We start from the raw sequence: 11,539 nt of genomic DNA, 5'->3' as shown, positions 1-11,539 counted from the left end.
GCCATGGCCGGGATCAATCGAAATTCGCCTCGAACACAAAATTACTGACACTCCCGGGTCGGGCGTCAGTCCGACACCCCTCTCCGGTACGGCCGTGTCGTCAGACTGAAGTCCGACTGCCGATCACGCCGCCATCCATGCCTCGCCCAGCGCCTTCGCCTGCTGGAGCACCAACTCGACGGCGCCTTCCTGCTGGTCGGGTGGGTACTTGTACTTGCGCAGGATGCGCTTGACCATCAGGCGCAGCCTGGCGCGCACGCTCTCGCGCTCCGACCAATCCACGGTCAGGTTGTTGCGCAGGTTCTCGGTGAGTTCGTGGGCGATCTTCTTCAGCGTCTCGTCGGAGAGTTCGCGCACCGCCGATTCGTTATTGGCCAGCGCGTCGTAGAAGCGGATCTCGTCTTCGGAGAGGCCCAGTTCCTCGCCGCGGGTGGCGGCAGCGTGGAACTTCTTCGCCATCTCGATCAGCTCCTCGATCACCTGGGCCGTCTCGATGGCGCGGTTCTGGTAGCGCTTGACCACGTTGGCCAGCAGCTCGGAGAACTTCCTCTCCTGCACCACGTTGCCCGCAAAGCGGCTTTTGATCTCGCCTTCCAGCAGGCGCTCCAGCAACTCGACGGCCAGATTGCGTTCCGGCAGGTTGCGCACCTCGGCCAGGAATTCGTCGTCGAGGATGCCGATGTTGGGCTTGTCGAGGCCCACCGCCTCGAACACATCCACCACATCTTCCGACACCACCGCCGAGCCGATGATCTGGCGGATCGCCAGTTCGCGCTCCTCGTCGGTCTTCTTCTTGTGGGTGAGGTCGCGCTTGGTGAGGATCACCTTCACCGCCTGGAAGAAAGCGACCTCCTCGCGCACCGCCTTGGCCTCGTCCAGCGTGCAGCACAGGGTGAAGGCCTTGGACATGGCCACCGCCTGATCAGCAAAACGCTTCTTGCCGTCCTTGATGCCCAGCACATGGTTGGCCGCGCCCGCGAGACGCCGATGGCCGGCGCTCAGGAAGTCGGCGTAGTCGAAGCCGTGGAGCAGCCCGCGCAGGATGTCGAGCTTCTCCTCCAGCACGGCGTATGCCTCGGCCGCATCCACGGTCGGGCGGCCGCGGCCCTTGCTGGCGGTGTAGTCCTTCAGTGCCGACTTCAGCTCGTTGGCGATGCCGATGTAGTCCACCACCAGCCCGCCCTGCTTGTCCTTGAAGACGCGGTTCACCCGGGCGATGGCCTGCATGAGGTTGTGGCCCTTCATGGGCTTGTCCACATACAGGGTATGCACGCAGGGCGCGTCGAAGCCGGTCAGCCACATGTCGCGGACGATCACCAGCCGCAGCGGGTCGGCCGGGTCCTTGAAGCGCTTCTCCAGGCGCTTCTTGACCTGCTTGCTGTAGAGGTGCGGGCGCAGCAGCGCCTTGTCGCTGGCCGATCCGGTCATCACGATCTTGATCGCGCCCTTTTCGGGATCATCGTCGTGCCACTCGGGCTTGATCTGGACGATCTCGTTGTAGAGATGCACGCAGATGTCGCGGCTCATCGCCACCACCATCGCCTTGCCGGTCTGAGCCTTGTTGCGCTCCTCGAAGTGCGCCACCAGATCCGCCGCCACACTGGCGATGCGGGGTTCGGCGCCGACGACCTTCTCCAGCGCGGCCCACTTGCTCTTCAGGCGGGCCTGCTGGCTTTCCTCCTCGTCCTCGGCCAGCTCATCCACGAGTTCATCCACCATCGCGTCGATGTGCGGCAGTTCGTCCGCCTTCAGCGACAGCTTGGCCAGGCGTGACTCGAAGTAGATCGCCACCGTGGCGCCGTCCTCCTTGGCCTGCTGCATGTCGTAGATGTGGATGTAGTCGCCGAACACCGCGCGGGTGTCGCGGTCCTCGCTGGATACCGGCGTGCCGGTGAAGGCCACGAAGGTGGCGTTGGGCAGCGCGTCGCGCAGGTGCTGGGCGTAGCCGACCACATAGGCCGCCCGGGGCTCGGCGGCCAGCTGGCCTTGGGCGTCGTTGGCGCTGGCCCTGGGCTTGAAGGTCTTGAGCTTCGCCTCGAAGCCGTACTGGGTGCGGTGGGCCTCGTCGGCGATGACCACGATGTTGTGCCGGTCCGAGAGCAGCGGAAAGACGTCCTCGTCCTCGCCCGGCATGAACTTCTGGATCGTCGCAAACACGATGCCGCCGGACGGGCGCTTGGCCAGGAGCCGGCGCAGATCCTGCCGGGTGCCTGCCTGCACCGGCTGCTCCCGCAGCAGGTCCTGGGCCAGCGAGAACACGCCGAAGAGCTGGCCGTCCAGGTCGTTGCGGTCGGTGATGACCACGATGGTGGGGTTCTCCATCGCCGTGGCCTGCATCACCCGCGCGGCGAAGCAGGTCATCGTGATGCTCTTGCCGCTGCCCTGGGTGTGCCACACCACGCCGCCCTTGCCCTTGGTTGCCGCAGCGCCGCCGGGGCGCGAGGCCGCGATCACCTGCTGGATCGCCGCCCGCACCGCGTGGAACTGGTGGTAGCCGGCGATCTTCTTGACCAGCCCGCCGTCGTCCTCAAAGAGCACGAAGTAGCGCAGGTAGTCGAGCAGCAGCGCCGGGGCGAGCACGCCGCGGATCAGGGTCTCCAGCTCGTTGAACTCACCCAGCGGGTCGAGGGCGATGCCGTCGATGGTGCGCCACTGCATGAAGCGCTCGGCGTCGGCCGACAGGGAGCCCATGCGGGCGTCCGAGCCGTCGGAGATCACCAGCACCTCGTTGTACTGGAACAGGTCCGGCGTCTGGGCCTTGTAGGTCTGGAGCTGCTCGAAGGCCTTCCAGATGTCGGCGTTGGCGTCGGCCGGGTTCTTCAACTCGATGACCACCAGCGGCAGGCCATTCACGAAGAGCACGATGTCTGGCCGGCGGGTGTGGAGCGGGCCCTTCACGGTGAACTGGTTGATCGCCAGCCAATCGTTGTTCGACGGGTCAGCCCAGTCGATCAGGCGGGCAAAGTCGCCCAGCGTTTCGCCGCCACGCTGCACCTCGACCGGCACGCCGGTCACCAGCAGCTGGTGGAACCGCCGGTTGGCCGACAGCAGCGCCGGGATGCCCAGATCCCGCACCTGTTGCAGCGCGTCTTCCCGCGCTGCGGTGGTGAGCTGCGGGTTCAGGCGGGCGATGGCCGCACGCAGGCGCTCCACAAGCAGCACCTGCTGGTAGCTGCTGCGCTCCGGGCGCTCGCCGTCCGGTGCCAGCTCCGGGCCGTAAAGCGGCGTGTAACCCACCTCGGCCAGCCAGCCGAGGGCTTCGTGTTCGAGCTGGTCTTCGGTCATTTCTGCGGGTCCAGCTTGTCGATCTCTTCGGTCAGCTCGGCCTCGATCGCTTCGATACTGGGCAGGCTGCGCTCGAACGACGCGGGAAGGTCGCGCAGCAGCTGGTATTCCGCTACGCCCATCGGCTTCTCGATCCCCGACAGGGCGTACTCGGCGACCAGCCGGTTCTGCTGCTTGCACAGCAGCAGGCCGATGGTCGGCTTGTCGTCCGGCGCCTTCACCTGCGCATCCACCGCAGAGAGGTAAAAGTTGAGCTGGCCTGCATGTTCGGGCTTGAAGGCCGTCGCCTTCAGCTCGACCACCACATAGCACTTCAGGCGCGTGTGATAAAAAAGGAGGTCGATGAAAAATTCGTCGCCCGCCACCTCCAGCCGGAACTGCCGTCCGATGAAGGCGAAGCCGGACCCCAACTCCAGCAGAAAGCGGGTGATATGGCGGATCAGGCCGTTTTCGATATCCCGCTCGTGGGCATCGTCTCCCAAACCCAGAAAGTCGAAGAGGTAAGGGTCTTTCAGGGTTTCGGCCGCAAGGGCCGAATCAGGGGAGGGCAGGCGGGCCTCGAAGTTGGTTACGGCAGTGCCCTGCCGTTCCATCAGGCGATTGCGGATGTGGAGTTCCAGCGTGGGCCGCGACCAACCCAGCTGCACGGCCCGCACGGCGTACCACGCCCGCTCCCCGGGGCTGGCCAGTTTGGTCAGCAGGGTCACGATGTGGAACCACGGCAATTGGTCAGCAGGCTGCTGACCAAATTTGCCATCCGGGCAATGCTCGGCAAAGAAGCGCATGTATTTCAGGTTGCTGGCCGACCAGCCGCGCATGTCCGGGAAGGCATCCTTCAGATCCCTGGCCAGCCGCTCGATCACCTTGGTACCCCAGCCCTGCTCGGCCCGACGGGCCAGAATCTCCTGACCGATGCGCCGGTACAACTGGACCATCTCCGCATTGACGGCCAGCGCTGAACGCTGACGGGCATGACGGATGTCGGTCTTGAGCCGGATCAGCCACGCCGGGTAGTCCTCGGGGAGATTCGGGGCATGGGGGGCGGGGGTCATGCGGTGGCCTCCTCGATTTGCGATTCCGTCTCGGGCACGCGGAGCTGGCCGGAGATCAGGCGGGGGAGCAGGGTGTCGCGGAGGGTGGCGAGGGTTTGGGCGGTGGCGTGGTTCGCTGCGATCGTCGACTGAAGCCCACTAACCACCTGTCCGAACGCGTCGGCCAAGGCTGGTGGCGGGACGGCGATAGGATAGCGGCCGAGCACATCGTTCTGGATGCGCTGACGGCCACTGGTGCCGGACATGCTTTGGATGGCGAAATTACGGAAGGCCCCGTGCCGGCAAAGAAGGTAAGCGTAGTACGACGGCAAAGGCGGCTGAGGCCTCAGGATAACGAATTCGGTCGAACCCCAGCCAGTCTGACCGTCCGGTAAGCAATCGACGTAAGCGGTCTTACCATTCTCGAGGCAAGGCGTGATCCGCGCCAGGAGCGTATCGCCATTGACGAATTTGGTACCTGAGCCGAACTCTCGCTCTATCGGAGCGCCGACGATGTGTCCCTGCGTGCTGACGCTCGCCATGTCGAGGTAGGGGGCCGTTTCGCCCCTCTTCAGCTTCCGGCTCGGATTGATTTCGAATGCTTTCGACAGAGGTATCAGCCTCCACCCCCTCGGCACCAGCCCCAACTCCGACTCCTCGAACTCATCCGGAAACAGCATTGCCGTCGCCTCGTCCATCCCTTCCGGGGCGAGCCCTTGCTGCCTGGCGCGGACGGGGTCGAAGTCGACGAACCAGGACTTGAACAGCGCCTGGGCGATGGCTTCGAGGGTGGCGTTGGTTTCGCGCAGGAGGGCGATGCGGTCGTCAAGCAGGCAGAGGAGCGCAGCGATGCCTTGCTGCTCCTTCATGGGTGGCCACAACGTCTTGATCGGATGGACGTGATTCCGATTCAAGGTCGGGTTCGCGGAACCTACATCCAGCGCCGCGAGATCTGAGGCTCGGGAACGAAAGAAGTAGTACGTGAAGAGCGGATCGTTACCGTGAAAGTCTTTTACCCAGAGCGTCGTGTCATGAGGCCAGTAGTCCCCCCGAACAAAGTAAACGCTGCCAACGACCCCTTTCCGACCAAGTACGACTCCAGGGCCTCTTGCCTGGGATACGCAGTGGTAGCTATTCGTGCCGCCAGATGAGATGACAGGTATCGATCCATCCTGCTGTGTCGCTTTCGTGATGTCGAACCCTCGTTGTAGTGTCACCTGCTCACCGATCGTCGTTTCGATCCACCCAGCCCCGTAGGTCGGGTTAGCTTCGCGTAACCCGACATCGGCTGCCACTTCGGCGGCGGTGTCCTGTCGGGTTACGCCCTGTGGGCTAACCCGACCTACGGTGGGGGTTGGGGTGCTCATGGTTTGGGGTGGGCGGTCAGAACTCATAGCCCAGCACTCCCAGCTTCTGGCGGATCAGGGCATCCAGCTCCGCCCCCTTCGCCATCTGCTCGCCGAGCTTTTCGGTGAGCGAGCGCATCTTGTCGGCAAAGGCTTCGTCGTCGTCCTCCACCGCCTCGGCGCCCACGTAGCGGCCGGGGGTGAGCACATGGCCGTGCCCGGCAATCTCGGCGAGCGCGACGCTGCGGCAGTAGCCGGGCTGGTCGGCGTAGTCGCCTGCTTCACCGCGCCAGGCGGCGACGGTGGCGGCGATGCGGTCGATGACTTCGTCGGTCAGCTCGGCCTGCACCCGGCTGATCATGCGGCCGAGCTTGCGGGCGTCGATGAACAGCACCTCGCCGGGGCGGGCGGTCTTCTTTTTGGCCAGAAACCACAGGCAGGCGGGGATCTGGGTGTTGAAGAAGAGCTGGCCGGGCAGGGCGATCATCACCTCCACCACGTCGGCCTCGACCATCGCGGCGCGGATCTGGCCTTCGTTGTTCTGGCTGGAGCTCATGCTGCCGTTGGCGAGCACGATGCCGGCGCGGCCAACCGGGCCGAGGTGGTGCAGCATGTGCTGGAGCCAGGCGTAGTTGGCATTGCCCTGGGGTGGGTCGCCATACAGCCAGCGGGGGTCGCCCTCCAGGCTGCCGTGCCACCAGTCGCTGATGTTGAAGGGCGGGTTGGCGAGGATGAAGTCGGCCCGCAGATCGGGGTGCTGGTTGCGGGTGAAGGTGTCGGCGGGCTCCTTGCCCAGGTTGAAGTCGATGCCGCGGATGGCGAGGTTCATCGCGGCGAGGCGCCAGGTGGTGGGGTTGGATTCCTGCCCGTAGATGGACACGTCGCCCAGCTTGCCGCCGTGGGCCTCGATGAACTTTTCGGATTGCACGAACATGCCGCCGGAGCCACAGCAGGGGTCGTACACCTTGCCGTGGTGGGGGGCGAGCACGGCGACCAGGGTCTTGACGATGCTGGCGGGGGTGTAGAACTGGCCGCCCTTCTTGCCTTCGGCGCTGGCGAACTGGCCGAGGAAGTATTCGTACACCTGGCCCAGCACGTCGCGGGCGGCGCCCGGGTCGTCGCCAAAGCCGATGGTGGAGACGAGATCCACCAGCTCGCCGAGCTTGCCGTCGGGCAGCTGGGCGCGGCCGTAACGTTTGTCGAGGATGCCTTTGAGCTTGGGGTTCTCTTGCTCGATGACGGTGAGGGCTTCGTCGATGCGCTTGCCGATGTCGGTCTGTTTGGCGGCGGCGCGCAGCTGCTCCCAGCGGGCGGCTTCGGGCACCCAGAAGACGTTGACCTCCTTGTAGTAGTCACGGTCTTCGAGCTCATCCGCGAGCATCTCGTCGTCGCACTCGTGCAGGAAGTAGTCGTCGGCTTCGTCGAGGAAGCGGCGGGTCAGCTCGGCCCGGCGGGCGGCGAAGGTGTCGGAGACGTATTTGAGGAAGATGAGGCCCAGCACCAGGTGCTTGTATTCGGCTGCATCCATGTTGGCGCGCAGCTTGTCGGCTGCCGCCCAGAGGGTCTTCTTGATGTCGTCGAGCATGGGGATGCGAGGGTGAGGCGTCGGTCAGGGCTGCTGCGCGGAAGCATGTCGCATGCGTCTGACGCGCAAGCCCGGGAAAGGCGGGTAGGTTACACCGGGCGCTGCGGCGGCGCCCATCGGGCAAGGGGCGCCGGGGCGTGCGCTACAGCCCCCGCGCCCAGGCCGGCCGCAGGTGGGCGCCACCCGGTTCGGCAATCGCCTGCCGCACCTGGGCGAGCAGGCGTTCCTTGTCGGCTCCCAGCGTGCCTTTCAGCACCAGCCAGTTGCTGGCGTGGTCGGAGCGGAACACCGTGCGGCGCAGGTCGAGCTGGCTGAGGAAGCGTTCCATCTCGCGGAATAGGGCGGGTTGATCGAGCGGCTCCCACTCCGCAAAGCCTTCGCGAAAGCGCGCTTCGCCCTTGGGGAAGCTCACCACCAGCGTGGACAGGTACTCCGGCTGGGTGGCGTTGGCGAGGCGGGCGGAGTTGTCGGCGTGCTGGGCGGAATACACCTGCCCGCCGAGGCCGTTGAGGATCATCACCGAGCGGGTGATGCCGGCCTCGCCGAGCTTGTCGAGCGCGCTGCGGGTGGAGTCGAAGGTTTCGCCCTTGTGCACCTTTTCGAGCACCGTGTCGTCGCCGGATTCGGCGCCGAGATAAACCATCGCCAGCCCGGCCGCGCGGAGCTGGGTGAGTTCTTCCACGGTCTTCTTCTTGAGGTTGCGCGCCAGGCAGTAGCTGGAGACGCGATGCACCGCCGGCATGTGCTGGCGGATGGCGTCGAGGATGGCCAGCAGGCGGCGGGTGGGCAGCACCAGCGCGTCGCCGTCGGCCAGGAAGACGCGGCGGATCTGGTCGCCATACATCTGGCCGGTACGGCGGATGCTTTCCAGCACCTCGTCCTCGGCGCGGGCGCGGAAGGCCTTTTGCGGGGCGGTGTACATCTCGCAGAAGGTGCAGTGGTTCCAGGAGCAGCCGTCGGTGACGGGCAGGATCAGGGATTGGGCCTCGGAGGGCGGGCGGAAGACGGGTTCGACGTAGCGGATGGGGATGCTGGACATGGGGCGGGCCTTTGCTGCGGTGCAGTCGATGAGGCTACCATCGGACGACTGGATTGCGGAGGTGCGGGATGAAGGACGGAGCGTCGTGTTCGGCGGGTTGCGGCTGCGGGCCGCAGGGTGGCGTGTCGGCTCAGGTGCCGGCCGGTGAGCCGGCTGCAGGCGCGGCGCGCTTCCGGTCAACCTTCCGGGTGCCGGGCATGGATTGCCCGTCGGAGGAGGTGCAGATCCGCGCCGCGCTGGGCGGGTTGGCCCAGGGGCTGCGCTTCGACCTGCCGGGGCGCACGCTGGTGGTGGATCACGCGGTGCCGGTGGGCGTGGTGCTGGGGCGGCTGCAGAAGCTGGGGATGGGCGCCGAGCTCGTCGATAGCGGCCCGGCCACCGCGCCGATGCCTGCGGCCCCGGCGTCCGACCCAGCCGACGAGCGGCGCAGCCTGTGGTGGCTGCTGGCGATCAACGGGGTGATGTTCGTGGTCGAGGTGGTGGCGGGCTGGTGGGCGGAGTCGTCGGGGCTGCTGGCCGACGGGCTGGACATGTTTGCCGATGCCGCGGTGTATGGCACGGCGCTCTACGCGGTGGGGCGCGGCGCCGGCATGCAGCGGCAGGCGGCGCGGCTGGCGGGCTGGCTGCAGGTGGTGCTGGCGCTGGGGCTGTTCGCCCAGGTGACGGAGCACATCCTGCATGGTGCGGCGCCGCTGGCCGGGGCGATGATGGGGGTGTCGGTGCTGGCGCTGGCGGCCAACGTGGCCTGCCTGCTGAGGGTGGCGCGCCACCGGGACGGCGGCGCCCACATGAAGGCGAGCTACATCTTCTCGGCCAACGACGTGCTGGCCAACCTGGGGGTGATCGTCGCCGGCCTGCTGGTGGCGTGGACCGGCGCCCAGTGGCCCGACTGGCTGATCGGCAGCCTCATCGGGGCGATGGTGCTGGCGGGGGCGGTGCGGATTCTGCGGCTCCCTGCCTGACCAGCGGCCACAGGGCGACGAGGCCCAGCAGCGGGCCGGGCAGGAGGAGCCACGCCACCTGCTCGTGAAGCTGGGGCCACAGGCGGGTGGTGAGGGCGATGGAGCCCATGGTGATCGCAAAGCCGATGGCGTTCTGGAAGGCCAGCGCGCTGCCGACGATCTCCGGCGGGCAGGCGCGGGCCGAGAGCGCGGAGAAGTGCGGCGAATCGGCCACCACGCTGGCGCCCCACACCAGCATCACCGCGCCCAGCAGCCACTCCGGGCTGCCCTTGAGGAAGGGGTAGAGCGCGCAGCACAGGGCCGAGACCGCCATCGCGATGGCCGCGACCCGGGCGCTGCCGATGCGCCGGCTGAGGAAACCGCCCGCCACGCAGCCGGCGGCGCCGATGCCGATCACCGCGAAGGAGGGGCCGGACGGGCTGCCGGCGGTCACCTGCCCCACCAGCAGCGGCACGAGGGTCCAGAAGGCGTAGAGCTCCCACTGGTGGCCGAAGTAGCCGCCGGCCGAGGCGCGCAGGCGCGGCTCGAAGAAGGCGAGGATCACCCGGCCCAGGCGCAGCGGTGGCGCGCCGGGCTTGCGCACCAGATGCGGCCCGTCGCCCAGCAGGGTGATGAGGCCGGCGGCCAGCACCGCCAGGCCCGACGACACCAGCACCGTGGCCTGCCAGCCCCAGCCGGTATCGAGAAAGCGCACCCCGTGGGGCAGCGCGGTGCCGAGGGTGAGCATGCCCACCAGCCACGCCAGCGCCGCGCCGGCCTGCTGGGGCACCCAGCTCACCACCAGCTTCATCCCCAGCGGGTACACCCCGGCCAGCGCCAGCCCCACGCAGAAGCGCAGCGGCAGCGCGGCGCCAAGGCCGTCGGCCAAGAGCGCGAAGGCTGCATTCGCCAGCGCACCGAGCACCGCGCAGATGGCAAAGATGCGGCTCGCCGCAAAGCGGTCGGCGAGGCCGGAGAGGGAGAAGCCCAGGGTGCCTGCGATGAAGCCGAGCTGCACCGCGTTGGTGAGCTGGCCCAGATCGGACGGCTGGAGCTGCCAGGCGCGCATGAGATCGGCGCCGGCGCTGTTGGCCGAGAACCACAGGGACGTGCCGAACAGCTGGGCGACGACGATGAGGGGCAGGGCGGGCAGGCGCATCGGCAGGGCTCCGGTGGTTCGCGCTTCTGTAGGTCGGACTTTAGTCCGACATCATCGCGATGGTCTGGCTGTGTTGTCGGACTGAAGTCCGACCTACAGGACCTGCAGGGTTCTCGTCGGGGTCAGGCGCGGCTGCCCATCGCCTCGCCCATGCGGATCGCCCGGGTGGGCGACCAGTCGGGGTTGAAGCTGAGGCGGCCCTTGGGAAAGAGCATGACGACGGTGGAGCCCAGCAGGAAGCGGCCCATCTCGTCGCCCTTTTTAAGCGTGACCTGGCCCGGGGCGTAGTCCCATTCCTTGATGGTGCCGGGGCGCGGTGGGTTGATCTGGCCGTGCCACACGGTGGCTATGCTGCCGACGATGGTGGCGCCCACCAGCACCAGCACGAAGGGGCCGGTCTCGTCGTTCTCGAACACGCACACCACCCGCTCGTTGCGGGCGAACAGGCCGGGCACGCCGCGGGCGGTAGTCGGATTGACCGAGAACAGCTCGCCGGGGATGTAGATCATCCGGGTGAGGCGGCCGTCGCAGGGCATGTGGATGCGGTGGTAATCCCGCGGGCTGAGGTAGAGCGTGGCGAACTCGCCGTCGTGGAACCACAGGGCGAGATCCCGATCGCCGCCCACCAGCGCGGCGGTGGAATACGTGTGGCCCTTGGCCTGGAAGATCTGGTCGCGCTCGATGCGCCCGAACTGGCTGATCGCGCCATCCACCGGGCACAGGTAGTCGGCGCTGGCAAAGGGCCGCGCGCCGGCCTTGAGCGGGCGGGTGAAGAATTCGTTGAAGCTGGGGTAGCTGGCGATGTCCGGGTTGGCGGCTTCCGCCATGTTCACCCCGTAGCGCCCGACGAACCAGCGGATGACCGAGGTGGTGAGCCTGCCGGCCTTTGCGCCGGCCAGCTTGCCGGCCAGGATGGTGAGCGCCTGCTTGGGGATGAGGTATTGGGGAAGAACTTTCAGGCGGTCGGACACGGCGCGATCCCGGCGGTGGTGAAGGCGCGGATTATAGCCGCCGAGCCCGGCCGAGGCGCGCGGGCCGACTTTCTGTTGGTTCTGTAGGTCGGACTTCAGTCCGACAACACCGTCGGATCGAAGCCCCGATGTCGGACTGAAGTCCGTATATGGACTCCTCCCGTTTTGCCAGCGCGAATGTT

The 11,539-nt window shown here is 67.0% G+C and carries 8 protein-coding genes; 1 reads left to right on the top strand and 7 read right to left on the bottom strand.

Translation table 11 applies throughout. The features are described 5' to 3' along the window. Positions 1–123 precede the first annotated feature (123 nt). From Q0672_RS15190 to Q0672_RS15170, 5 genes are all read right to left on the bottom strand, one after another. Positions 124–3,285, bottom strand: coding sequence for a type I restriction endonuclease subunit R (locus Q0672_RS15190; RefSeq protein WP_298623496.1), 3,162 nt, complete (start codon positions 3,283–3,285; stop codon positions 124–126). Beyond that, entirely contained in the window at positions 3,282–4,337 is a 1,056-nt protein-coding gene (locus tag Q0672_RS15185) for a PDDEXK nuclease domain-containing protein (protein WP_153160547.1), read from the bottom strand. Before Q0672_RS15185 ends, Q0672_RS15190 begins: the two co-directional genes overlap by 4 nt. Continuing rightward, positions 4,334–5,683, bottom strand: a complete 1,350-nt coding sequence (locus Q0672_RS15180) for a restriction endonuclease subunit S (RefSeq protein WP_298623495.1) — start codon at positions 5,681–5,683, stop codon at positions 4,334–4,336. Before Q0672_RS15180 ends, Q0672_RS15185 begins: the two co-directional genes overlap by 4 nt. A gap of 16 nt (positions 5,684–5,699) precedes the next feature. Beyond that, complete coding sequence (locus Q0672_RS15175) at positions 5,700–7,247, bottom strand: class I SAM-dependent DNA methyltransferase (RefSeq protein ID WP_298623494.1); 1,548 nt, start codon at positions 7,245–7,247, stop codon at positions 5,700–5,702. A gap of 142 nt (positions 7,248–7,389) precedes the next feature. Next, the gene (locus Q0672_RS15170; RefSeq protein WP_298623493.1) at positions 7,390–8,286 is read right to left on the bottom strand and encodes a radical SAM protein; all 897 of its coding nucleotides are present in this window, start codon (positions 8,284–8,286) and stop codon (positions 7,390–7,392) included. Between the two features lie 68 nt (positions 8,287–8,354). Here Q0672_RS15170 and Q0672_RS15165 point away from each other — a divergent pair, with 68 nt between their 5' ends. Beyond that, complete coding sequence (locus Q0672_RS15165) at positions 8,355–9,248, top strand: cation transporter (RefSeq protein ID WP_298623492.1); 894 nt, start codon at positions 8,355–8,357, stop codon at positions 9,246–9,248. Here the strand turns inward: Q0672_RS15165 and Q0672_RS15160 are convergent. Next, positions 9,193–10,386: an MFS transporter gene (locus tag Q0672_RS15160; protein WP_298623489.1), complete on the bottom strand. Its 1,194-nt coding sequence runs from the start codon at positions 10,384–10,386 to the stop codon at positions 9,193–9,195. The genes Q0672_RS15165 and Q0672_RS15160 overlap by 56 nt on opposite strands. 122 nt (positions 10,387–10,508) lie before the next feature. After that, the gene (asd, locus tag Q0672_RS15155) at positions 10,509–11,357 is read right to left on the bottom strand and encodes an archaetidylserine decarboxylase (RefSeq protein ID WP_298623486.1); all 849 of its coding nucleotides are present in this window, start codon (positions 11,355–11,357) and stop codon (positions 10,509–10,511) included. Positions 11,358–11,539 lie beyond the last annotated feature (182 nt).

This window comes from uncultured Zoogloea sp. (assembly GCF_937894855.1).
GTDB lineage: Bacteria > Pseudomonadota > Gammaproteobacteria > Burkholderiales > Rhodocyclaceae > Zoogloea > Zoogloea oryzae.
The sequence above is the reverse complement of the archived record's forward strand: the minus strand, read 5'-3'. Positions and strand labels throughout refer to the sequence as shown.